The sequence below is a fragment of the Phycisphaerae bacterium genome (genome assembly GCA_035275405.1).
GTDB lineage: Bacteria > Planctomycetota > Phycisphaerae > UBA1845 > UTPLA1 > DATEMU01.
Window position 1 is genome coordinate 273,922 of the sequence record DATEMU010000007.1, and the last position, 23,687, is coordinate 297,608.

Below are 23,687 nucleotides of genomic sequence, written 5' to 3' on the forward strand. Positions count from 1 at the left end.
ACACCTAACAATAGCCTAACAAATTGGGAAATCAACCCGCTTGTTTCCGGGCCCCGCAAGTTGTTATAAATGCGGCCATTGCGCGGGTTTCACGCGAGGAGGACAAGCATGAATCGAATCAATTGGACGGGGACGCTGGTGGTGGCGATCGCGCTGGCGGGTCCGGCGTACGGGATCAACGGGACGCCGACGTGGTTTGAATCGGAAGTCGGCGTACCGCTGGCGAGTTCGTATGTCTCGACGCCGGTGCTGGCGTTCGATCATTACGGCTCGGCGGCCGTGTCGTGGTCGTCGGTGTCGCAGGTAGGCGGGGCGCACTCGGTGCGCTACTCGCAGCTCCAGGGATTCGGCCAGTGGAACACGCGGGAGCTGGCGAGTGCCGTAGGGTCGGGGCTGCGGACGAGCCTGAGCTTTGACCGCTCGGAGCGGCCGAGCGTGGCGTGGGTGAATCAGAACGGGTCGGTGCAGGCGAGCTTCAACCTGGGCGCGGCACAGGAATTGACGGCGACGGGGGCGAACTCGACGAACCCGATCGTATCGCTGTCGCACGATCTGGCGGGCTCGTTGCGGGGGATGTACAGCCGGACGACGCCGACGGGGAATCTCTTTGACATTGGATATTCCGGGACGCTGTTTTCGAATGCCAGCATGACGACATTGTCGGGCGTGACGAGCATCCTCGACGCGGCGATGCTGGCGGACGATCGGGGGCTGCGGCAACTCGCGGCGCGGGTGACCTTGAGCGCGGGGAATCAGGGGCTGGTGCTGGCGTCGGAGCCGTTCGGCGGGGGGAGCTGGTCGGCGGTGACGCACGTCGCGGCGGACAACGTGACGGGCGTTGATCTGGCCATGGACCCGACGGACGGGCGGATGGCGGTGGCGTACTCGACGCGGGACAACGCCGGGGTCTCGAAGCTGTATTACTCGAAGTTCAACGGGTTTTCGATGCAGACGACGGAATTGGCATCATCGACCAACACGTTTCGCTACGAAGACGTGTCCCTGGCGTTTGATTTTTCCGACGGTCTGCCGGCGATTGCGTACGAGCGGAAGAACACAGGCAGCGGGGCGGAGGAGCTGATGTTCGCGTATCGCGACAGTGTCATGTGGCAGCTACCGGTGAGCCCGGTCGATGGGACGATTTCCATGGATGCGCCGGGGAACAAGATTCGCAGGCCGTCGCTGGCGTTTGATGACTTCGGGACGAGCTGGCCGGCGATCGCGTATGCGGATTCGGACGGGTCGCTGAACGTGGCGTTCGATCCGCCGGTGCCGGAGCCGGGGGTTCTGGGGCTGGTGATCGTGGGGCTCGCCGTAGTGATTCAGAGGCGTCGGCGTGTTTACCCGTGCTTGTCGGGGCGACGCGCGGGGGTATGATCCGGGCTCGGACCTCGCTCAGTTGAACATTCTATTTTCAGGAGCTTTTTACGATGAAGAAAGGATTTGAAGTCGGATTGGCTCGGGCTGTTGTCGCATTGACCTTGGCGGTAGTGGTCATCGGGGGGTTGGTGACGCCTGATTCGGTATTGGCGGGCGCCGCGCCACCGCCTCCTCCGGGGTGCCCTTCGCTGTTAACGAGCTTCAACAACAACAATATGGCGGCGGTGGGGGACAATCAGACGATCATGTCGGTCATCACGGTTTCGGGCGTCGATCCTGAGATCTGGGATGTGGATGTGGTCACGACCATCGCGCATCTCACGAATGATGATCTGGACATCACGCTGACCTCCCCGGCGGGGACGGTGGTGACGTTGACCACCGACAACGGCGGCAACTCGAACGACAACGTGTTCAACGGGACGTTTTGGGATGATGACGGCGGCGATTCGAACGCGCCGGGGCCGGCGACGGATAACGGCTATGTTGACACCGTCGTAGCGACGCCTCTCGTTCCCGAGGAAGCGATGTCGGCCTTTGTCGGCGAAAACCCCAATGGGGACTGGACCCTGACGGTGACGGACGACAACACCAACGGCTTCTCGGGCACGCTGACCTCGTGGTCCCTCAATGTCTATACGATTCCCGGCGCGCCCACGAACACTCAATCCACGGTGACCAACAATACCGGCATGGCCATCGCTGACAACAGCACCATCATGTCGGACATTGTGGTGAGCGGGCTGGACACGTTCCTTTGCGATGTGAACATGCGGACATTCATCACGCACACGTCGTACGATGATCTGGATATTACCCTTGAGTCGCCCACGGGTACGATCGTAACTATCAGCACGGACAATGGCGGCACGAGCAATGACAGCGTCTTTGACGGAACGATCTGGGACGATTCGGCCGGTGATACCAATCCGCCCGGACCCGTAACGGACACCGGTTTCGCTGACGGCGCCGTTGAGACCACGCTCGTGCCCGAGGAGGCGATGGGCGCGTTCGTGGGGGAAGACCCCAATGGCACCTGGACGCTGACCATCACGGATGACAATACCAATGCCCAACCGGGCAACCTCAGTTCGTGGTCGTTGATCCTTAACACGTGTCGGCAGCCGGATGCGGACGTCGATGCCACGGGAGACGCATGTGATACCTGCACGGACACGGACGGCGACGGCCGCGGCAACCCAGGATTTGCCGCAAACACCTGCCCCGTCGACAACTGCCCGACCGTCGCCAACGCCGGTCAAGGCGATACGGACGGAGATGGGGACGGGAATGCCTGCGACTCTTGCCCGAACGACGCGGAGAATGACGCGGACGGCGACGGCGATTGTGGCAACGTGGACAATTGCCCGACCGTTTCCAATTCCGGTCAGGAGGACGGTGACGGCGACGGGAAGGGCGACGCGTGCGACAACTGCCCCGGCGCTTTCAACGCCGATCAGACTGATGGTGATGGAGATGGCAAGGGGGACGCCTGCGACAACTGCCCGATGACGTTCAATGCCGATCAGGCGGACTCCGACAACGACGGCATCGGCGATGCTTGCGAGACGTCCGGGCCTCCTCCGGCGGGGGGTGGCTGTTGCGCGCCCGGCGTGTTCCCGGTAGCGGGGCTGTTCCTGCCGGCCTGCCTGATCGGTTGGCGCTTACGCCGATGGCGCAGGCTCGGGACCGGCCGATAATCGACGGCGGGGCTGGGCTCTCTTGGCCCTTTTGAAGGTGAATATCGAGGGGAGTCGCTCGACCGCATTGCGGGGGCGGCTCCCCTCTTTTTCTGGGCCGCTCCAAATCTCGATTCTCCAACTGGGGCGCTCGCGGGCCGGCCAAATATCTTCCAGCGGATTCATTGAGCAGGTAATATGTCAGGGCACGAGGGGACTGTACGGCGCGCCGCTAAAGCGGTCGGGCTGGACGGCGCTACCGAATCTGGTGCCTCTCGTTTCGGAGCCGTCTCACTGCAAGGTTTAAATCTGACGCGTACGCGGCGCGTGCGTTAGCGCGCCGTCTCCGCAGGATGAACTGGAGCGTAAACATGTCGTCGACAGCGCACAATCGGGTCTGCCATTCGCACCGCTTTCACCACCTCGGCGGGTTCCTGTTGGTCTTGCTGCCTTTCTGGGCAGGGTGTACCAGCTTCACCCTCATCAGTGAAGTGGAGCAGAACAACACGACCGCCACGGCCACTCTCCTCCGTCCCTATGAGATCGGCGCGGGCAACATTGGACCTCCCGGCCCCGCCCTCGGCGACGCGGACAACTGGCGGGTGCCGCGGGTGACGGCCGGCCATTTGGTCTTCGCCTACGTGGACACGATTGCGTCGGCGAACAGGGATTCGGTCCTGCGCGTACTCGACAATGCGGGTGCCGAAATCGAAATGGACGACGACGACGGCCCTAGTAGTTCGTCCGTGGTCGCCGGTGCCGTTGTGCCCGCGACCGGCAACGTGTTCTACGAAGTCACCGAGTTTGGAAACAACGGGACCATTGACGACTATCGTCTCTATCACGCGATCGTTGATCCCGCTCAGACCACGGTGGAGTCGGAACCCAACGACAACGGCATGCAGGCCAATGTGATCAGCCGGGCGCTCGTGGTCGGCGATCTGGTGGGTGGCACCGTCGACTATTACAAGTTTCAGGCCGTCATGAACGACACGTTTGTCGTCATCATGGACGACGACCCCGACAACGACGGCACTGAAACCGATACCGGGCTGGAAATCCTGGACACGGATGGCATGACGGTCCTTATGAACGGCACGGGTGACAACGTCGCCGGTGCCAACGGCAATGCCGCCGGCTCCGCGGCGGCGCCGGCTGACGGTACGTACTTCGTTCGCGTCAGCAGCGGAGGTGCGGGACAGACGAATTACCGCTTCGTCCTACTGTTGATCGGTGCGCCGTATGCCGACCAGGACGCGGACAACCTTGCGGACCACCGGGACAACTGCCCGACCGCCGCCAATACTCCCGGCCAGACTGACACGGACCTCGATGGCTTCGGCGACGCCTGTGACACGTGCCCCATGTCCAACCTCAAGACCGCGCCCGGCGTTTGCGGGTGCGATCAGCCGGACATTGATGTGGACGGCGACGGGACGGTGGATTGCGGCCTGGCCGACCCGGCCCGCGCCCTGCTCGCCACGCGCGGACTTCTGCTGATACCCGACCGCACGTCCGATCGGATCATGGCATTTGACCCGGCGACGGGCAATCTGGTCGATCCGAACTTCGTCCCCGCCGACATGGCCCATCTTTCCACCGCCGTTTCGGCGGTACTCTCGGCGAATGGCCAGCGCATCCTGGTTTCCGATATCAATACCGACGCGGTGCACGCGTACGATCTGAACGGCAACTATGTGGGCATCTTCGCGCCGGCGGGCGGCGTGGACACGATGATTCTGGACGAGCCGGCGGGCCTGGCCCTGCGCCCCAACGGAAATCTGCTGGTCGGCGTCAACGCCGGGGCGAACCAGAGCGCAGTTGCCGAATTCGACACGAATGGAGCTTACGTCGGCAACTTCGTCGCCAACGGCGCGGGCGGGCTCGGACTTCCGAACCAGCTCCGCTTTTATACGGACGAACTCCTGGTGAGCGACTCGGGCGGCCAGGAGATTCTGCGGTACGACGCCAATACCGGCGCGTCCCTCGGTAGTTTTGCGTTGGTTCACCAGCATCCGCGGGAGCTTGCGACCGCGTCTAACGGCCGACTGCTGGCCGCGGCCAACTCCGGAAACCAGCGCGGCATTATTGAATATGCCCCGAACGCTGCCGTGACGAACCACTTCACGCCTTTCCAGCTGATAGCGGCGAATGGTGTCCACGAGCTGACCACGGGCAATCTGCTGGTCACCGGCCTCTTCGGCATTTTCGAAATTGATCGCAACACCCACGCCGTTGAGCCGAAGCTGCTCAACCTCAGTGCCCAGTTCATCGATTTCGCCTTGTTGGATAAAGACAAAGACGGCACGGGCGACAATCTGGACAATTGTCCCAATCAGTCGAACGCCGACCAGGCGAACCCCGACGGCGACAATCGGGGCAGTGCCTGCGACAACTGTCCGGACGTCGCCAACAACGATCAGGCGGACGGCGACGGGGATGGGAAGGGAGACGTCTGCGACAACTGTCCCAGCGCGTTCAATGCCGACCAGGCCGACGGCGATGGCGACGGCAAGGGAGACGCGTGCGACAACTGTCCGGCGACGTTTAACGCGGATCAGACGGACAGCGATGGGAACGGTATCGGCGATGCATGTGAGGCCGGTGCGCCGCCGCCCGACGGCGGCTGCGGGGCCTGCGCGCCGGGCGTGTTTCCGACGGTCGGATTGTTCACGCCGCTCACGATCATGGGGTGGAAATTGCGCCGGCGACGGCCGGCGATAAGGAGCTAATCTTGAAAAGTATGTATTCGCATCTCACCTTGGTGATCGCAAGCTGCCTGAGCCTGGCCGCGGCGAATGCTTATGCGGTCCCTTTCACGATCACGGACGGCATGGTCGATTTCAGCTACAACGCATCGGCCTTTGATGGCACCCCTGACTGTGACTTTCGAGTGCCCATTCCTACGAGCCATCTCTTCGAGCAGGGATTCTGGTATCGCATCGAAGGAGCCCTGTCCGAGACTTTTTTTCCCGTCCCGAACACCGAGTTTCCTTCAGGCAACGGCGCGACTCTCATCTGGAACAATGTCAATGGACAGGGCTTCGCCGCTTCTTCGCTCACCTTTATTCACGAAGTCGCCGCCGGTGCCGCCACCGCACAGATTGAAATGACCATCACCAACAACACCGGCACCGCTCTCACTCTCCATCTCTTCCACATGGCCGATATCGACCTACAACCCACCGCCAATGACGATTCCACGGTGCTCCTCCAGGCTGGCCACATGCAAATGACCACGGGCGGGAGCGCCATCACCGCCGATTACCGCGCCCTGGACACCGCGGCGTTTCTCGTTCGAGCGAACGGCGCAACGGACGTGGGTGCCGAACTCAGCAACGGTTCCGTGACCAATTTCGACAACTCCGGCCTGCCCTTCGGGCCCGGCGACTTCACCGGCGGCTTTCAATGGACCCGCACCATCCCCGCCGGCGGCAAATCGGTCTTTGTCGTTGTTATTGCCATCAACACGCCGGCGGTCTTCAACATGACGACTTGCTGCATCCCGGGTACCGGCTGTGTGACCGACCAGATCTACAGCGAATGTATCGCCCAGGGCGCCACGGATAGTTTCGGCAGCATCGCCAGTTGCTCGCCCAGTCCGTGTCCCAGCGCCTGCTGTCTGCCCGGCCCGTCGTGTCAGTTGCTCAGCCAGTTCGCCTGTGAGGGCATGGGCGGGACCTACGTGCCCAATAGCGAGAGCTGCGCCGACAGCGACGGCGATGGCGCGGCGAATGCGTGCGAGTCTTGCGACGATGACGCCGACAAGTTCGCGCCCGGCGCCTGCGGCTGCGGCGTTGCTGACACCGACGCGGACGGTGATGGCAAATTTGATTGCGTCGACAATTGTCCGTCCTTGTTCAACGCGGACCTGGCGGACGGCGATGGCGATGGCAAGGGCGACGCGTGCGACAATTGCCCGACGACGTTTAACGCCGATCAGGCGGATGCCGATGCCGATGGGACGGGAGACGCTTGCGAGGCCGCGCCGCCACCGGCCGACAGCGCCTGCGGTACCTGCGCTCAGGGCGTGTTTCCGGTAGCGGGTCTGATACTACCGGCGTGGTTGATGGGCTGGCGGCTGCGGCGCAGGCTCCGTCGCGGGCGGTTGTTGCGTGAAGGCGTGGGGGTATAATTCGGGCTCGGACCTCGCGGTTCCGAACATTTCCTGTTGTGGGAGGATCGAGCCATGAAGACGAATCGCGCTTTGAAGCTGTTTCGCGCCCTCCTGGGGCCGTCATTGGTCATGGCCGCGGCGAACAACGTCTATGCCGTCGGCGGCACGATCACCGACGGCAATGTCGCGTTTACGTTTAGCAACACGGCCTTCGGTGTTGCACCGGTATGCGATTTTGAAGTGCCCATCGGCACCGATCACCTCGCCGCCCAAGGCTTCTGGTACCGCATTGAAGGGGACGCCTCCGAGAGCCTTTTTTCGGTCCCCAACAACGAGGTCTACATCAGCAACGGTGCCACCATTACCTGGAACAACGTCAACGGGCAGAACTTCGCCGCCTCTTTATCCACCTTTATTACCGAGGTCCAATCCGGCGAAGCCAGGGTTCAGATTGAAATGATCATCACCAACAACACTGGCGCCGCCTTCACCTTCCATCTCTTCCACATGGCCGATATCGACCTCCAACCCACCAGCAACAACGACACCGCCGTGCTCGTCCACGCCAACGACTACATGCGATTGACCGATTTGTCAGGCAGCAACGCCGCTGAATACCGCGCCCTTGGCGCTTCTGCCTATCTCGTCAGGCCTTTCAATGGCCCTTCCGTCCTGGACGAACTCATCGACGGGGCAGTGGATAACTTCGTCAACAGCGGCCTTCCCTTTGGCCCCGACGACTTCACCGGTGGTTTTCAGTGGACGCGCACCATCCCCGCGGGGAGCAAGTCGGTCTTTGCCGTTCTCCTCACGATCAACACGCCGGCCACCTTCTTCGACGGTTCTTGCTGCGTGCCGGGTACCGGCTGTGTAGCCGACCAGCTCCCCAGCCAATGCAACGTCCTTGGCGGAACTTCTTTTTGGGGCGGCAACTACACCTGCTCGCCCAGTCCGTGCCCCAGTGCGTGCTGCCTGCCCGACGCTTCCTGTCAGCAGCTCGACAAGACGACCTGCGAGGGTATGGGCGGGACGTACGTGCCCAATGTCGAGACCTGCGACGACGCGGATGGGGATGGGAAGGGCGATGTTTGTGACAATTGCCCGACGACGTTTAACGCGGATCAGGCGGATGCGGATGGGAACGGCACGGGGGATGCGTGCGAGCCGCCACCGCCACCTCCGCCGGCCGACAGCGCCTGCGGCACCTGCGCTCAGGGCGTGTTCCCGGTGGCGGGGCTGGTCCTGCCGGCGTGGTTGATTGGCTGGCGGCTGCGGCGGCGGCTGGCCAGACGAACCCGGTAGCGAGCCAATCACATGATGACAAAGAATCGCGTCTCTGGAATGGGTAGCCAGTGTGCCCTCACGTGGGCGGCAGTCCTAGCGTTGGGCGCGGCTGCCGGCGCCTCGGCCCAGCCGGTCCGGCTGCTCGTCGGCAGTTCTATCACCAACCAGGTCCTGCGCTACAACGGCGACACGGGGACCTTCAGCGACGCCTTCGTCCCCGCCGCCAGCGGCGGGCTGAATGCGCCATTCGGCCTGGTCTTCGGCCCGGACGGCAATCTGTACGTCAGCAGTGGCATCACCGACAGCGTCCTGCGCTACAACGGCGCGACCGGCGCCTTTATCGACGCCTTCGTCCCGACCGCCGCCGGCGGGCTGGATGGGCCCGAAGGCCTGATCTTCGGCCCGGACGGCAACCTGTACGTCAGCAGTTACGTTACTGGCAGCATCCTGCGCTACAACGGCGCGACCGGTGTCTTCATCGACGCCTTCGTCCCGACTGGTAGCGCTGGATTAACATTCCCCCGCGGCCTGGTTTTCGGCCGGGATGGCAACCTGTACGTCAGCAGTGAGAGCACCGACAGCGTCCTGCGCTACAATGGCGCGACCGGCGCCTTCATCGACGCCTTCGTCCCCGCGGCCGGCGGCGGGCTGGATGCGCCCATCGGCCTGGTCTTTGGCCCGGACGGCCACCTGTACGTCAGCAGCGGCCTCACCGCCAGTGTCCTGCGCTACAACGGCACGACCGGCGGCTTCATCGATGCTTTCGTCTCCGCCGCCTCCGGCGGGCTGGATGTCCCCATTGGTCTGGTCTTCGGCCCGGATGGCAACCTGTACGTCAGCAGTGCAAGCACCGACAGCATCCTGCGCTACAACGGCGTGACCGGCGCCTTCATCGACGCCTTCGTCGCGGCCGCCTCCGGCGGGCTGGATGGGCCGACATTCCTGATCTTCGACAACGACGGCGACGGCGACGGCGTGCCCGACGCCGCCGACAACTGCCGGTTCGTCTCCAACACCGATCAGACCGACAACGAGGGCGATGGCGTGGGCAACGTGTGCGACAACGTCGCGTTCGATAACGACGGCGACGGCGTTTCCAACGGCGCCGACAATTGCCCTATCGTTTCCAATTCCGACCAAGCCGATCCCGATGGCGATGGCAAAGGCGACGCGTGCGACAATTGTCCGGCGACGTTCAATGCGGACCAGGCGGACAGCGATGCAGACGGCATCGGCGATGTGTGCGAGACTCCGCCGCCGGCCGACAGCGCCTGCGGCACTTGCGCTCAGGGCGTGTTCCCGGTGGCGGGGCTGGTCCTGCCAGCGTGGTTGATTGGCTGGCGGCTGCGGCGGGCGAGACGGGCCCGTGCCGGGAAGTAACGACAGGAGACGCTATGTTCAGGCGATCGGCAGCGTATCGGGGTTGCGTTGCGCTCGGATTTGTCGTCAGCGTTTCGATCGGTGTTCTCGGGGTGCGACGGGCGAGCGGGCAGCTCATCGTCACTGAGATCATCGACGCGACCGGCGGCGGGGGCCATGCGCTGGATAACCCCTTCGACATCGCGGTCGATGGCGCGGGTAATGTGTTCGTGAGCGGAGGTCTCGAGAATGCCTTCAAGATCACGCCGGGCGGGGCGATCACGCAGATCATCGACGCGACGGGCGACGGGACGGGCAACGCGCTCGATCTGCCGTCGGGGGTCGCCGCTGATTCCGCGGGCAATGCCTATGTGGCGGGGATCAAGAGCGACAATGTGTTCCGGATCAGTCCCGCCGGGGCCATCACCGAGATCATTGACGCGACGGGCGACGGGACGCACGCCCTCGACAGCGCCGTCGGCCTGGCAGTTGACGGATCCGGCAACGTCTATGTGACGGGGTCGGGGAGCGACAACGTTTTCAGGATCACGCCTGCCGGGGCCATTACTCAGATTATCGACGCGACGGGCGGGGAGGGCCATGCGCTCAATGCTCCCAATTTCGTTGCAGTTGATGGGGCGGAAAATGTCTACGTAACGGGCGCGATCAGCAACAACGCCTTCAAGATCACGCCCGGCGGGGCGATTACGCAGATCATCGACGCCAGCGGTGACGGCGCGGGAAACGTGCTGGATGTTGCGACCGGCGTGGGGGTGGATGCCGCCGGGGACGTATATGTTGCGGGTAATAACAGCTCCAACGTGTTCAAGATCACGCCCGCGGGGGGCATTTCTCAGGTCCTGGACGCGAACGGCGATGGGTCGAGCGTCCTCGAAACTCCCTACGAAGTGGTCGTGGATGGCGCGGACAATGCGTATGTGGGAGGATCGGGCAGCAGCAATGTCTTCAGAATCACGCCCGCGGGGGATATTTCGAAGATCATCGACGGCGCCGGAGATCGACTCGGCCATCCTCTCAAGATAACGCAGGGGATTGCTGTGAGCGCTACGGGAATTGCGTACGTCACGGGAGGCGTCAGCGATAATGCGTTCAAGATCGCGCCGGATACGGACGGCGATGGCAAGGCTGGTGAAGTAGACAACTGCCCGACCGTCTTCAATGCGGACCAGGCCGATGGGGATGGGGACGGAAAGGGGGACGCGTGCGACAATTGTCCGGCAGTGTTCAACGTGGATCAGGCGGATAGCGATGCCGACGGGATCGGGGATGCGTGCGATACTCCCGCGCCGGCGCCCTGCGGCGTTTGCGCGCCAGGGGTGATGCTGTCGGTTATGATCGTGCCGTTGGCGCTCAAGGGGATGCGGCAGCGGCGCGTTCGCGCCTGCCTTCGCGCGAAACTCTGAGGAGATACGTATGTTTGGGCGCCGACTACCAGACCCGTGCCGCCTTCTTTCGCTTGTCGCCATTCTGGCCGTATTGGCCCTTGGAGCCGGTCGGGCGAGTGCCGCGTCCATCATTACGCAGATCATCGACGTTACCGGCGGCGAGGGCCATGCCTATGTTTACCCTCAAGAGATCGCCGTGGATTCCGCGGGCAATGCCTATGCGACGGCTCTCTCCAGCCACAACGCTTTTAGGATCACCCCCGCCGGGGCCATCACTCAGATCATCGACTCGACCGGCGACGGCGTGCACGGGCTGAGCGGCCCTGCCGGTATCGCCGTGGATACCGCAGGAAACGTCTATGTGGCCGACATCGACAACAACAGCGCCTTTAAGGTCACGCCCGGCGGAGTCATCACTCAAATCATCGACGCGACCGGCGACGGCGCGGGCCATAGCCTTAGTTTTGCAATCAGCATCGTGGTCGATACCGGGGGCAACGCGTATGTGGCGGGCGGCGGCAGCGACAACGTCTTTAAGATAACGCCCGCCGGGATTATCACCCGGATCATCGACGCCACCGGCGCGGGTGCAGGTCAGGCCCTTGATTTTCCCATCAACGTCGCCGCGGACGCCGCGGGCAACGTCTACGTCGCCGGGGCGGTCAGCGACAATGCCTTCCGGATCGCGTCCGGGGGAGCCATCACTCAGATCATCGACGCGACTGGCGACGGCGCGGGCCATATTCTTGATAGTCCCCAAGGCATCGTCGTGGATGGCGCGGGTAACGTTTTTATCACAGGAGGCGAAAGCGACAACGCTTTCAGGATCACCCCCGGCGGGGTTATCACTCAGATCATTGACGCGAGCGGCGACGGCGCGGGGAATGGCTTGGAGTTTCCCTACCGCATCGCCGCGGACGCCGCGGGCAACGCCTATGTCAGCGGCTTCAACACTGACAACGTCTTCAAAATTACCCCGGCCGGAGTCATCGCGCAGATCGCTGACGCGGCCGGCGACGGCGCGGGGCACGTTCTAGATTCTCCCAGCGGCATCGCCGTGGATAGCACGGGCAATGTCTTTGTGGCCGGCAACCTCAGCGATAACGCCTTCAGGATCGCGCCGGATATTGACGGGGATGGCGTGAGCGATATCGCCGACAATTGCCCCGAGATCTCCAATCCGGATCAGGCGGATGCAAACGGCGACGGTGTGGGCGATGCCTGCGCGCCGCAGGCGGTCGGGTGCTGTGCGCCGGGGGTGTTTCCGGTCGTGGGGTTGCTACTGCCGGCGTGTTTGATCGGTTGGCGGCTGCGGCGGCGGAAGAGCCGTCGGTAAGGCGGACAATTCGCCAGGCCAGAACAGGGGATATATATGCTCATCGGCTCGTACTCAAACCGGCGCGTTTTTCAATTCTTGTTCGTCCTTGCTTTCGTCGACATGGCGATCATTTCGGGGAGGGCGAGCGCGCAGCTCATTATCACCGAGATTATCGACGCGAGCGGGGGGGAGGGCCAAGGCCTTGATGGTCCGAGCGCCATCGCCGTGGACGCCGCGGGCAACGTCTACGTGGCGAGTCTGTTCAGCGACAACGCCTTCAAGATCACGCCCGCCGGGGCCATCACCGAGATCATCGATCCGACCGGCGACGGCGGTCATGTCTTTAATGGTGCAACAGGAATCGCCGTCGACGGCGCGGGCAACGCCTACGTGACGGGAGAGGTCAGCGATAACGCCTTCAAGATTACGCCCGCCGGAGTCATTACCGAGATCATCGACGCGACCGGCGCTGGCGGGGGCCATGTCCTTGATGCTCCTAGCGCGATCGCCGTGGACGCCGCGGGCAACGTCTACGTGGCCGGAGCCTTCAGCGACAATGCCTTCAAGATCACCCCCGCCGGGGTGATTACCCAGATCATCGACGCGACCGGCGACGGCGCGGGAAACGTCCTTGATCAGACTTTCGGTATCGCCGTGGACGCCGCGGGCAACGCCTATGTGATTGGCCTGGTCAGCGACAACGCCTTCAAGATCACGCCCGCCGGAGTCATTACCGAGATCATCGATGCGACCGGGGATGGCGCGGGAAATATCTTTAGTTCTCCTGCCGGCATCGCCGTGGACGGTGCGGGCAACGCCTATGTGACGGGACAGTTCAGCGACACCGCCTTCAAGATCACGCCCGCCGGAGTCATCACCCTGATCATTGACGCGGCCGGCGATGGGGCGGGCCATGGCCTTGATGAAATGTATGGCATCGCCGTGGATGCCACGGGCATCGTCTATTTGACGGGATTATTCAGCGACAACGCCTTCAAGATCACGCCCGGCGGAGTTATCACCGAGATCATCGACGCCGCCGGCGACAGGGCGGGCCATGGCCTTGATGAAGTATTTGGCATCGCCGTGGATGCCGCGGGCAACGCCTATTTGACGGGGCAGTTCAGCGACAACGCCTTCAAGATCGCGCCGGATACGGACGGCGACGGCAAGGCTGATGACGCCGACAACTGTCCGACAGTATTCAACGCGGACCAGGCCGATGGGGACGGGGACGGGAAGGGCGACGGCTGCGATAATTGTCCGGCGGCGTTTAATGCCGATCAGGCGGACAGCGATGCAGATGGGATCGGCGATGCGTGTGATGCTCCCGCGCCGGCACCGTGCGGGGTGTGCGCGCCGGGCGTGATGTTCTCCGTCCTCGTCGTACCGCTGGGGATAAGAGAGATCCGGCGACGAAGAAGCGGCTGCTGAGGCCGACAGGGCGACAAGTTAAGAAAGGGGGACGGCATGATTTGTGTTCCATTGCCGACGAGGCGATCTATTCTTGTGGTATGCACAGCGCTTCTCGCCGTATTTACGGTGGGGGCGGGTGAGGCGCGCGGGCAGTACGTCATTACAGAGATCATTGACGCGTCGGGAGCGGGCGGGGTGAATACGCTCGATGCTCCGGTCGGGATTGATGTGGATGGGGCCGGAAATGTGTATGTCGCGGGGGCCGGAACTGACAATGCATTCAAGATTACGCCCGGTGGCGTCATCACCGAGATCATCGACTCGGCGGGCGACGGCGTGAATCCGCTCCTGGATGCACAAGATATCGCGGCGACGGCTTCCGGGAATGTGTATGTCGCTGGGGAAGATAGCGATAATGCGTTCAAGATCACGCCGGGGGGAGTTATTTCCCGGATCATCAGTGCGGCGGGGGATGGAATCAGCATGTTCAATCATCCCGGCGCTATCGCGGTGCATGCGTCGGGTAATGTCTTTGTGACCGGGCGGTTTAGCGACAATGCCTTTCGGATCTTTCCCGCCGGCGGCATCACGCGGGTCATCAGCTTCGCGGGCGACGGGATGAGCGCCCTTGACGATCCCTTCGGCGTGGCCGTGGATGATGCGGGCAATGCCTACGTGACGGGCTTTGCCAGCCACAATGTGTTCAAGATCACTCCTGGTTTTGTGGTCAGCGAGATCATCGATGCGACGGGCGACGGGGCGGGGAATGTCCTCGATAGTCCCGTGGGCGTCGCGGCGGACGCCGCCGGCAACGTTTATGTGGCGGGTGTGAACAGTGACAACGTCTTCAAGATCACGCCGGCGGGGGTGATTACGGAGATCATCGATGCGACGGGGGACGGCGCGGGGAATGTACTGGAGACGGCGCGCGGCGTCGCCGTGGATTCGTCGGGCCATGTGTATGTGACGGGGGCCAACAGTTCCAACCTGTTCCGGATCACGCCCGCGGGGGTCATTAGCGAGATTATGGGCGCGACCGGCGACGGCGCAGGCAATGTTCTCAATAGTCCGCTGGATGTTGCGGTGGATGGGGCGGGCAACGTCTATGTGGTTGGGGTCATCAGCGACAATGCTTTTAAGCTCGCGCCGGATACAGACGGAGACGGTGTGGCCGACGCCGTGGACAACTGTATCGGCACGTCGAATCCCGACCAGGCGGAGACGGATGGCGATGGAAAGGCCGACGCTTGTGACAATTGTCCGAGCGTGTTCAACGCGGACCAGGCCGATGAGGACGGGGATGGGAAGGGAGACGTGTGCGACAACTGCCCGGCGGTGTTCAATGCGGATCAGGCGGATAGCGATGCGGATGGCGTGGGCGATGCATGCGAACCGCCGCCACCACCTGACGGCGCCTGCGGTACCTGTGCGCCGGGCGTGTTCCCGGTCGCGGGGTTGCTTCTGCCGGCGTGCATAATTGGTTGGCGTCTGCGGCGGAGGCGGACCAAGCGAACCCTGTAGCGAGCCAATCACATGATGACGAAGAATCGCGTTTCTGGAATGCGTAGCAGACGTGCCCTCGCGTGGGCGGCAGTTCTGGTGTTCAGCGCAGGGTCCGGCGTCACGGCCCAGCCGGTCCGGCTGCTCGTCAGCAGTAACAACACTGACCAGGTCCTGCGCTACGACGGCGCGACCGGCGCATTCAGCGACGCCCTTGTCCCCACCGCCTCCGGCGGGCTGAATGGGCCCTTCGGCCTGGTCTTCGGCCCGGACGGCAACCTGTATGTCAGCAGTATAATTACGGACAGCGTCCTGCGTTACGACGGCGCGACCGGCGCCTTCATCGACGCCTTCGTGCCGGCCGGCGGCGGTGGGCTGAATGTGCCCATCGGCCTGGTCTTCGGCCCGGACGGCAACCTTTACGTCAGCAGTGCCGGTACCGACAGCATCCTGCGCTATAACGGCGCAACCAGCGCCTTCATCGACGCCTTCGTGTTGGCCGGCTCCGGCGGGCTGAAAGGGCCCTACGGCCTGGTCTTCGGCCCGGACGGCAACCTATACGTCGGGAGTCAAAACAGCAACAATGTCCTGCGCTACAACGGCGTGAGCGGTGCCCTCATCGACGCCTTCGTGCCGGCCGCCTCCGGCGGGCTGGATTCGCCCCGCGGCCTGGTCTTCGGCCCGGACGGCAACCTGTACGTCGTCAGTGCGGACACCGTCAGCGTCCTGCGCTACAACGGCGCGACCGGCACATTCATCGACGCGTTTGTCCCGACCGGCAGCGGCGGGCTGAATGGGCCGAGATTCCTGATCTTCGACAATGACGGAGACGGCGACGGCGTGCCCGACAGCGCCGACAACTGCCGCTTCGTCCCCAATACCGATCAGATCGACAGCGACGGCAATGGCGTGGGAAGCGTGTGCGATAACCTCGCCTTCGATAACGACGGCGACGGCACACCCAACGGCGCCGACAATTGCCCCATCGTTTTCAATTCGGACCAGGCGGATACCGATGGCGATGGCAAGGGTGACGCCTGCGACAATTGTCCGAGCGTGTTCAACGCCGATCAAACGGATGGCGATGGGGACGGGAAGGGCGATGCGTGCGACAACTGTACGGCTACGTTCAATGCCGACCAGGCGGATTCTGATGCGGATGGGATCGGGGATGTCTGCGAGATGGGGGAGCCTGCGTGCGGGATTTGCGCGCCGGGGGTGATGCTCTCGGTTCTTTTTGTGCCATTGGCGCTACGAGGGATGCGGCGGCGGGTCTCGAAGACTCGACCTGCCCTACGGCGATAGCCTCGACGCGGCGAGTTCGGTATAGTCCGCGCCATGGCGTGGTCGAATTTCCTGGCTCAAACGAGTCCGCCGGCGTTGGATTCCGGCAGCACGGCGTGGATGTTGTGCAGCTCGGCGCTGGTGCTCTTGATGGTGCCGGGGCTGGCGCTCTTTTACGGGGGCATGGTCCGGCAGAAGAATGTCCTGACCACGATGATGCACAGCTTCGTGGCCATGGCGGTCATCGGGGTGCAGTGGATCGCGTTCGGCTATGCCATTTCGTTCGGCCAGGATATTGGCGGGGTTTGGGGATGGGATCGCGACGCCTTATTCCTGCGCGGTATTTCGCATACGGACCTGTACGCGGACAAGGGCATCCCAACGCTGCTGTTCGTTATGTTCCAGGGGAAATTCGCGATCATCACGCCGGCGCTGATCAGCGGGGCGGTCGCCGAGCGGGTGAAGTTTTCCAGCTACATTGTGTTCATCCTGCTCTGGTCAACGCTCATTTATGATCCGGTGGCGCATTGGGTTTGGGCGCCGGGCGGGTGGCTCTTTCAAAAGGGCGTGCTGGATTTCGCGGGCGGGACGGTCGTGCATATCACCGCCGGGGTGTCGGCGCTGGCGTTGATTCTGCTCATGGGCAACCGGCGTGACTATCCGCGCGGGGCGATTCTGCCCAACAGCCTGGTGTTGACGCTGACCGGGGCGGGGCTGCTGTGGTTTGGCTGGTTCGGGTTCAACGCGGGCAGCGCGGTGGCGGCGGGGGATGTCGCGACGCTGGCGTTCACGACGACGCAGACGGCGGCGGCGGCGGCGGCGCTGGCGTGGCTGGTGATTGAGTGGTGGCATCGGGGGAAGGCGACGAGCCTGGGCGTGGCTTCGGGGATCATTGCGGGGCTGGTGGCGATTACGCCGGCGGCGGGGCACGTGGAGCCGGTGGCGGCGCTGGTGATTGGGGCGGTCGCTTCGCTGTTGTGCTACGGGGCCGTGCAACTCAAAGGACGGCTGGGTTACGATGACTCACTCGATGCGTTTGGCGTGCACGGAGTGGGCGGCATTTGGGGCGCGCTGGCGACAGGGATTTTCTGCACGATTCCGGTGAAGGGGCTCATCGACGGCAATGCGGGGCAATTCGGATTACAGGCGCTGGGGGTGGTCGCGGCGGCGGCGTATGCATTTGTGGGGACACTCATCATCGGCGGCGCGCTCAAGGCGACGATAGGGCTGAGGTGCACGGATCAACAGGAGCGGGATGGACTGGATATCATGGTTCATGGTGAGCGGGGATATCATTATTAATTGCGAATAGCGAATGGCGAATAGCGAAGTAAAGAACGGGAGCCGAGAATATTAGCCTATTAGCCGGTACCACACTGTATGAAACTGATCATTGCCATCATACGACCGGAGCAGTTGGAGTCGGTGCAGGCGGCATTGCGCGCGGCGCTGGATGAGGGGGACAACTATCGGATGACGATCACGCCGGTGGAGGGTCACGGGCAGCAGCAGGGGGAAGTGGAGTACTTTCGGGGGCAGGAGGTGCGGGCGCCGATGGTGCGCAAGACGCAGATCACGATCGGGGTGAACGACGCCTACGTGGAACGGACCATCGATGCGATCGTGATGGGGGCGCGGAGCGGCAAAGGCGAAGTGGGCGACGGGAAGATCTTCGTCGTGCCGCTGGAGGAGTGCGTGCGCATTCGGACGGGCGAGCGCGGGGGGAAGGCGATCTAGGAAAAAGTCAAAACGTTCCGCCCAGGCGGGTAAACTGCAAGTCAAAATCTCAAAATGAAAAACAGCGTCCAACGGGCTGCGGCGTTGATACTGGTCACCGTGGTCCTGTGGCTGCACTGCCGGCGATACCTTCCGCTTTTTCAGGATGACGCGTTCATTTCCTTACGCTATGCACAGCGCTTCCTCAACGGCGAGGGATTGACCTGGGGCGAGCCGCCGGTCGAAGGGTATTCCAATCTGCTGTGGATACTGCTCATTTCCGCGCTTGGATTCCTCGGTGTCGATCTAGTCACGGCGGCGCGGGCGCTTGGTTTTCTGTTGACGCTCGGCGCGGCGGCGGCTGTTTTCTTTTTTGGTAAGTCAAGGCGGCCCTTTCCTATTGCGAACCTGATCGGCGCGCTGACGCTGGCTTTGGCCGTGCCGGTCGCGGCGTGGTCGATCGGCGGACTGGAGCAGCCGCTCGTCGCGTTTTTGCTGGCGTGGTCGCTAGTGCTCGTCAGTCACCGAGTGACACGGCCGCACGTTACGCCGCGCTCGATGTTCGTTCCGGCTATTCTCCTGGGGCTGCTCTGCCTGACGCGACCGGACTCGCCGGTTTTGGTGGCGGCCATTGTCGCCGGATTCTTCCTGGTGCGTGGCGTTGGACGGGCGGAACTGAAAGCGGCGACGATTCTGGTTGCGGGGGCCGCGGTCTGCGTCGTCGGACAGCAGATTTTTCGCGTTGCTTATTACGGCAACTGGGTTCCCAACCCGGCGCTCGTCAAGATTACATTCTCCGCCCGACACATCCGGGAGGGGCTGGATTACGTGACCGCGGGATTCTGGGCGCTGATGCCGGTGTCGTTACTCGTGGTGGCGGCGGCGGGGTGGGGACTTTGGCGAACGGCGACGCGACCGCGGTTTGTCGTTCCGTGTCTGGCGGGCGCGGCGTGGGCGCTTTATCTCGTAGCCGTTGGGGGGGACATTTTTCGGTCGTGGCGCGGATGGATTCCCATCATCGTCGTGATGGTGATAGTCATTGCCGAGGGGCTTGCGGAGATTGAACGGCGATTTCCGACGGTTCGAGGGCGCGGCCTGCTGGCGCTTGGCGCGACCGCTGTGTTCGCGTTGTTTCTTTATCATCAGAACCGCGACGAGCGCAACCGAAGCGTGCTCGTCAATCAGAGCGAGTGGGACGGGCAGGTGGTCGGCTGGATGCTGAAGGATTCTTTCGGCACTCGGCGGCCGCTCCTGGCGGTCGATGCCGCGGGGTCGGTGCCGTATTGGTCGCAGCTTCCGGCGATTGACATGCTCGGGCTGAATGATGCGCACATTGCGCGGCATCGCCCGGAGGATGTTGGAAAGGGGTACATCGGACATGAACTGGGCGACGGCGCGTATGTTCTGGGGCGAAGGCCTGATCTGGTCATCTTCTGGAGTCCGCACGGTCGGGAGAAGGCGGTTTATTTGAGCGGGCGGCAGATGCAAGCGCTGCCGGAGTTCGCGGAGCAATACAAGCTCGTGACCTTCGAAGGGCGACGACCGTACACGGTGCGTTCGAAGATTTGGGTGCGCAAGCATGGCGATCCGCTTGGGATTGGGATGATCGCGCGAGACAACTTCATTTATGTTCCATCGTACTTGTTTGACGTCGGAGCCGAAGCGGTCGCGTATGTATGGAAGCCCGGAGAAGTGGTGGTGGACATCACGCCGACGTCGCCGGCGGTCGTTCGCGGTTTAACACTTTTGCCGGGTGGATGGCATCTTCATGTCTGTGCTAATCGTCCTGTCCACATCGTTGTTCGGGCGTCTGAGGACTCCTCCGAAGTTGCGCGCGGTGACACTAAGTTCCAATTTGAGTGTACGTCGGAAGGCCCCGAATTGGTGGACGTCGAAATGGCGTGTGTGGAGCCGGGAACTACAGTTGTTCACGGCTTGGAACTTGATCTCCGCAGGGATCCCAGCAAGATCGTGACGATTACTCGCATTGGGTATCCGTGCGGTCCGACTCCAAAATCAGAGGATTAGCGTGGCGCGGCAGTAGCCACGGCCTGACTGCTGTCAGACCGTGCCACCCAGTTACAGAATAATGTCGACGAAGGCGCGGACGTCGAGGCCATTCAGTTGGCCGTCGCTATTCGTGTCGGCGGGGCAGGGGTCGGCGGGGACGACGGTTCCGAGAAGGATGTTGACCATTGGAGTGATGTCTGCGGTGTTGACGGCGTCGTTACCGTCCGCGTCGCCTTTGAGACAGGCGGCGATGGGCGGGGAAACGTAGGTGAGACCCCCAACTTGGGTCAGGCTCTCCGCCACGATGATCGCTTCGGCAAAATCGAGGGCGTCTCCGTCGGCGTTGAGATCGCGAAGAAGATAAAGTGAACCGCCCGGGTTCTGGCAGGCGACGAAGAGACCGTTTGCGCCTTCCAGGGCGAGCCGCGCGGGGGAGGGCAACCCCTCGGCGAACGGGAGGATTTCGGCGAAGTCGAGTACGTCATCGTCGCCGGTCCAATCGTGAAGCTTCATTAGGCGGCCTTCAGTTGTTCGCGAGAAGTACGCGAGATGATCGTCGACGGCGACGAGGTCGCTGCCGGCCGGGACATCCTCGGCGTAGCTGATGTTCTCGGCGAAGTCGAAGTAATCGCCGTCCGCGGTGAGGTCGCGAAGGATGCGAATGGGAGTCGTGGCGTTGTTGAGGGCGGCGAGGAAGCGGCCATCAGGTCGCAGGGCAATCGCGGCGGGACTGCTCAAACCGGTCGCAATCTGCATGAACTCGTTCGCGTCGAGGGCGTCGCCGTCGGCGTTCAGGTCCGCGGCGCGATAGAGCGAGGCGCTGGCCGAGTCCAGAGTGAAAAGTCCACCTTCGGTGTCGAGGGCCAGGCCCACGAGCGACGGCGTTGGTTGGACGACGAGCTGCGCGTAGAGGAGAACCTCGGCGAAGTCCAAGGCGTCGCCGTCGGCGTTCAGATCGCGAAGACGATAGATGGATGCCGTGGGACCGTCGACGACATACAGGTCGTCTCCGCTGTTGACGATTGCCCCCAAGCCCGCGGGCAGACCGGCGGCGTACTCTGCGATCTCGGCGAAATCGAGAAAGTCCCCGTCGGCGTTGAGGTCGGTCAGCTTGAGGATTTGCGTCGGGCGGCTGGCGTAGAGGGGGCCCTCCTGCGCCCCGGCGGGTGCAATCGATGCCAGTATGAATATGGCCCCGAGGAGTCGCCCGAGCATGCTTCCGTCTCCCGGGCGGGCAGTATAGCGGCGGGCGAATTTCGTCGTCTAGTATCCGTTTCCGGGCCATATTCTGGAGCAGTCTGCGAACTTCCTGGGCGCGGCCGAGCTTTGCGCGAAAGGCGTCGGTTCGTCATGGCGAAGGCGGCCAGAAGATGCCGCGCGGGATGAAGCGGCCTGCGGTGCCGCCACCGGCGGATTCGGGATCGATGGAGACGAGTTCGCAGGTGATCTCGCTTCCGGTCCAAGTGACGACGAGGGTTTCAGGAGAGACCGTGGGGCCCTCGTCGGCCGGGGGGACGGTGCATTCCTGCGTGTCGAGGACCTGTCCATCTTCGTTGAGCGCCGTGAAGGTCGTCAGGCCCGGGGCCACCTCGGCCTCTCTTCTGTTGCCGGGCTCCAACAAGTCGACGAAGCCCGCCTCTTCGCCGGGGGCCAGGAGGAAAACGCCACTGGAACTGCTGTTAAGCATGATGACGACGGTATCGCACCCGGCGATCAGAAGCACGCTTAGGACGGCGGACGCTCGAATCAATCGGGCGGTTTTCATAAGGGGTTTCTCCTCGATGTAGTCAAATGGGCCACGGGCGGCGAGGAGCCAGTCTAAAGCGCGGCGGAGTGCGTGTGAAGGATGAGCGAAGGAACGGTCAGGGGCATGCGCCGCCGCCGAGTAGTTTGGTGAGGAAGCCGGGCATGTCGGAGCCGTCGATCAGTCCGTCGGAGTTGAAGTCGCTCGGGCAACAGGCGGGCGGGGCCGGGCAGGGGTCGCCGACCAGAAGCGCATCGACAAAGTCGGATGTGTCTGCATCCGTGACGGCGTTGTTGCCGTCGAAATCTCCGGTGCAGCATTCAGGCGCCTCCGCGACCCACATCAGCGCTTCTTCGCGCTGGGTCGCGCCATTGAACCCGAAGCCGACCACGTAGGTGATGCCGCCAACGTGGGAGATGCCAGTTGCCTCGGAGTATGCGAATCCTCCCGCTGGAAGGAAGGTGTGTAGATCCACCCACGAAGCGGCGGTGCCGGACCAGAAGCTGGCATGCGAAGCTCCGTCCACAGTTACCCGGCCCACTTGCTGACCGTCATGCACGGCGTTGGCGCTCCCTGCGGTCACTCCGGCGGGGTTCAGGCTCACCCACGAGGCGGCCGTGCCGCTCCACAGGCTGGCGTTGACGACGGTGGTCGCGTTGGTTCGGGCGATGCCCACCTGCTGCAGCCCGTCGGTGCCGAAGGCCTGCGAAGTGTCCGACACCACTGCGGTCGGGTGCAGATTTACCCAAGAGGCCGCCGAGCCACTCCACAGGCTGGCGCTTTGAACGCCGCCCACGTTGATGACATACCCCACCTGCTGGCCACCACTCACGGCGTAGGCTTCCGACACATGTGTATATCCCCCGGTGGGAGGAGGGTTCAGGTCTACCCACGAGGCGGCGGAGCCGCTCCACAGTGCGGCGCGATAATAGCCTGCGTAGGTCCTTCCGACTTGCTGGCCGCCGCCCACGCCGAAAGCACTCGACTGACTCGGCCCGGCGGGGTGCAGGTCCACGTACGAGGCTGCGGTGCCGGTCCACATGGCGGCGCGCGGAAAGCCGGCCGGATAGTATTCACCGACCTGCTGGCCGCCGTCCGCGCCGCGACCGAGCGAGTAACCCATTCCGGTGGGGTGCAGATTCACCCACGATGCGGCCGACCCGCTCCACAGGCTGGCGCGAGAATGCCCAACCGTGGGACCCACTTGGGCATAGCCCACCTGCTGGCCGCTGCCCACGCCGAAGCCTCCGGACCGCAATGTCCCAGCAGGGTGGAGGTTGGTGACCGTCCACTGGGCGCTGACGCCCTCGGCCGTCGCGGCGATCAACGCCGCCGCCAGTCCACAGCGTAGCGCACAATGACTTCGTCGTGTTGAAAACTGATTCATCTTTCGTACTCCGGTCGCGGTTCGTCGACCTGTCCCCAAATGGGTTTGCCCGACTCGGCCGCTGGGACGGGTTCGGCCAACGGTCGG

At 63.2% G+C, this 23,687-nt stretch carries 17 protein-coding genes; 14 read left to right on the forward strand and 3 right to left on the reverse strand.

Annotated features, from left to right (window positions below; genetic code table 11):
* Positions 1 to 108: 108 nt before the first annotated feature.
* From VJZ71_10360 to VJZ71_10425, 14 genes are all read left to right on the forward strand, one after another.
* Entirely contained in the window at positions 109 to 1,377 is a 1,269-nt protein-coding gene (locus VJZ71_10360; protein HKQ48461.1) for a PEP-CTERM sorting domain-containing protein, read from the forward strand.
* 53 nt (positions 1,378 to 1,430) lie between these two features.
* Positions 1,431 to 3,080 (forward strand): proprotein convertase P-domain-containing protein, encoded by a 1,650-nt coding sequence (locus tag VJZ71_10365; GenBank protein ID HKQ48462.1) that lies wholly within the window; start codon positions 1,431 to 1,433, stop codon positions 3,078 to 3,080.
* 350 nt (positions 3,081 to 3,430) lie between these two features.
* Positions 3,431 to 5,791 (forward strand): thrombospondin type 3 repeat-containing protein, encoded by a 2,361-nt coding sequence (locus VJZ71_10370; GenBank protein ID HKQ48463.1) that lies wholly within the window; start codon positions 3,431 to 3,433, stop codon positions 5,789 to 5,791.
* A gap of 11 nt (positions 5,792 to 5,802) precedes the next feature.
* Positions 5,803 to 7,194, forward strand: coding sequence for a hypothetical protein (locus tag VJZ71_10375; protein HKQ48464.1), 1,392 nt, complete (start codon positions 5,803 to 5,805; stop codon positions 7,192 to 7,194).
* A gap of 54 nt (positions 7,195 to 7,248) precedes the next feature.
* Positions 7,249 to 8,478, forward strand: a complete 1,230-nt coding sequence (locus tag VJZ71_10380; GenBank protein ID HKQ48465.1) for a hypothetical protein — start codon at positions 7,249 to 7,251, stop codon at positions 8,476 to 8,478.
* A gap of 12 nt (positions 8,479 to 8,490) precedes the next feature.
* Positions 8,491 to 9,840 carry a thrombospondin type 3 repeat-containing protein gene (locus VJZ71_10385; GenBank protein HKQ48466.1) on the forward strand — a complete coding sequence of 450 codons (1,350 nt, stop codon included), beginning with the start codon at positions 8,491 to 8,493 and terminating at the stop codon, positions 9,838 to 9,840.
* A gap of 14 nt (positions 9,841 to 9,854) precedes the next feature.
* Positions 9,855 to 11,243 carry an NHL repeat-containing protein gene (locus VJZ71_10390; protein ID HKQ48467.1) on the forward strand — a complete coding sequence of 463 codons (1,389 nt, stop codon included), beginning with the start codon at positions 9,855 to 9,857 and terminating at the stop codon, positions 11,241 to 11,243.
* Positions 11,244 to 11,253: 10 nt separating this feature from the next.
* Complete coding sequence (locus VJZ71_10395) at positions 11,254 to 12,561, forward strand: SBBP repeat-containing protein (protein HKQ48468.1); 1,308 nt, start codon at positions 11,254 to 11,256, stop codon at positions 12,559 to 12,561.
* A 36-nt stretch (positions 12,562 to 12,597) separates the two neighbouring features.
* On the forward strand, positions 12,598 to 13,977 hold the full coding sequence (locus VJZ71_10400) for a thrombospondin type 3 repeat-containing protein (protein HKQ48469.1): 1,380 nt from the start codon (positions 12,598 to 12,600) through the stop codon (positions 13,975 to 13,977).
* A 36-nt stretch (positions 13,978 to 14,013) separates the two neighbouring features.
* Positions 14,014 to 15,480: an SBBP repeat-containing protein gene (locus VJZ71_10405; GenBank protein ID HKQ48470.1), complete on the forward strand. Its 1,467-nt coding sequence runs from the start codon at positions 14,014 to 14,016 to the stop codon at positions 15,478 to 15,480.
* 39 nt (positions 15,481 to 15,519) lie between these two features.
* Positions 15,520 to 16,764 (forward strand): thrombospondin type 3 repeat-containing protein, encoded by a 1,245-nt coding sequence (locus VJZ71_10410; protein ID HKQ48471.1) that lies wholly within the window; start codon positions 15,520 to 15,522, stop codon positions 16,762 to 16,764.
* Positions 16,765 to 16,797: 33 nt separating this feature from the next.
* The gene (locus VJZ71_10415; GenBank protein ID HKQ48472.1) at positions 16,798 to 18,045 is read left to right on the forward strand and encodes an ammonium transporter; all 1,248 of its coding nucleotides are present in this window, start codon (positions 16,798 to 16,800) and stop codon (positions 18,043 to 18,045) included.
* A 78-nt stretch (positions 18,046 to 18,123) separates the two neighbouring features.
* Positions 18,124 to 18,480, forward strand: coding sequence for a P-II family nitrogen regulator (locus tag VJZ71_10420; GenBank protein ID HKQ48473.1), 357 nt, complete (start codon positions 18,124 to 18,126; stop codon positions 18,478 to 18,480).
* A 54-nt stretch (positions 18,481 to 18,534) separates the two neighbouring features.
* The gene (locus tag VJZ71_10425; protein HKQ48474.1) at positions 18,535 to 20,487 is read left to right on the forward strand and encodes a hypothetical protein; all 1,953 of its coding nucleotides are present in this window, start codon (positions 18,535 to 18,537) and stop codon (positions 20,485 to 20,487) included.
* Between the two features lie 51 nt (positions 20,488 to 20,538).
* Here the strand turns inward: VJZ71_10425 and VJZ71_10430 are convergent, their stop codons facing one another.
* From VJZ71_10430 to VJZ71_10440, 3 genes are all read right to left on the reverse strand, one after another.
* The gene (locus tag VJZ71_10430) at positions 20,539 to 21,684 is read right to left on the reverse strand and encodes a dockerin type I domain-containing protein (protein ID HKQ48475.1); all 1,146 of its coding nucleotides are present in this window, start codon (positions 21,682 to 21,684) and stop codon (positions 20,539 to 20,541) included.
* Positions 21,685 to 21,817: 133 nt separating this feature from the next.
* Complete coding sequence (locus VJZ71_10435) at positions 21,818 to 22,234, reverse strand: hypothetical protein (GenBank protein ID HKQ48476.1); 417 nt, start codon at positions 22,232 to 22,234, stop codon at positions 21,818 to 21,820.
* 97 nt (positions 22,235 to 22,331) lie between these two features.
* Complete coding sequence (locus VJZ71_10440) at positions 22,332 to 23,600, reverse strand: hypothetical protein (protein HKQ48477.1); 1,269 nt, start codon at positions 23,598 to 23,600, stop codon at positions 22,332 to 22,334.
* Positions 23,601 to 23,687 lie beyond the last annotated feature (87 nt).

Excerpts from the sequence above, each read along its gene's own strand:
- VJZ71_10395 (HKQ48468.1), top strand. The coding sequence starts at position 11,254 with ATGTTTGGGCGCCGACTACCAGACCCGTGCCGCCTTCTTTCGCTTGTC.
- VJZ71_10390 (HKQ48467.1), top strand. The coding sequence starts at position 9,855 with ATGTTCAGGCGATCGGCAGCGTATCGGGGTTGCGTTGCGCTCGGATTT.
- VJZ71_10425 (HKQ48474.1), top strand. The coding sequence starts at position 18,535 with ATGAAAAACAGCGTCCAACGGGCTGCGGCGTTGATACTGGTCACCGTG.
- VJZ71_10400 (HKQ48469.1), top strand. The coding sequence starts at position 12,598 with ATGCTCATCGGCTCGTACTCAAACCGGCGCGTTTTTCAATTCTTGTTC.
- VJZ71_10385 (HKQ48466.1), top strand. The coding sequence starts at position 8,491 with ATGATGACAAAGAATCGCGTCTCTGGAATGGGTAGCCAGTGTGCCCTC.
- VJZ71_10360 (HKQ48461.1), top strand. The coding sequence starts at position 109 with ATGAATCGAATCAATTGGACGGGGACGCTGGTGGTGGCGATCGCGCTG.
- VJZ71_10410 (HKQ48471.1), top strand. The coding sequence starts at position 15,520 with ATGCGTAGCAGACGTGCCCTCGCGTGGGCGGCAGTTCTGGTGTTCAGC.
- VJZ71_10435 (HKQ48476.1), bottom strand. The coding sequence starts at position 22,234 with ATGAAAACCGCCCGATTGATTCGAGCGTCCGCCGTCCTAAGCGTGCTT.
- VJZ71_10380 (HKQ48465.1), top strand. The coding sequence starts at position 7,249 with ATGAAGACGAATCGCGCTTTGAAGCTGTTTCGCGCCCTCCTGGGGCCG.
- VJZ71_10375 (HKQ48464.1), top strand. The coding sequence starts at position 5,803 with ATGTATTCGCATCTCACCTTGGTGATCGCAAGCTGCCTGAGCCTGGCC.
- VJZ71_10365 (HKQ48462.1), top strand. The coding sequence starts at position 1,431 with ATGAAGAAAGGATTTGAAGTCGGATTGGCTCGGGCTGTTGTCGCATTG.
- VJZ71_10430 (HKQ48475.1), bottom strand. The coding sequence starts at position 21,684 with ATGCTCGGGCGACTCCTCGGGGCCATATTCATACTGGCATCGATTGCA.
- VJZ71_10420 (HKQ48473.1), top strand. The coding sequence starts at position 18,124 with ATGAAACTGATCATTGCCATCATACGACCGGAGCAGTTGGAGTCGGTG.
- VJZ71_10370 (HKQ48463.1), top strand. The coding sequence starts at position 3,431 with ATGTCGTCGACAGCGCACAATCGGGTCTGCCATTCGCACCGCTTTCAC.
- VJZ71_10440 (HKQ48477.1), bottom strand. The coding sequence starts at position 23,600 with ATGAATCAGTTTTCAACACGACGAAGTCATTGTGCGCTACGCTGTGGA.
- VJZ71_10405 (HKQ48470.1), top strand. The coding sequence starts at position 14,014 with ATGATTTGTGTTCCATTGCCGACGAGGCGATCTATTCTTGTGGTATGC.
- VJZ71_10415 (HKQ48472.1), top strand. The coding sequence starts at position 16,798 with ATGGCGTGGTCGAATTTCCTGGCTCAAACGAGTCCGCCGGCGTTGGAT.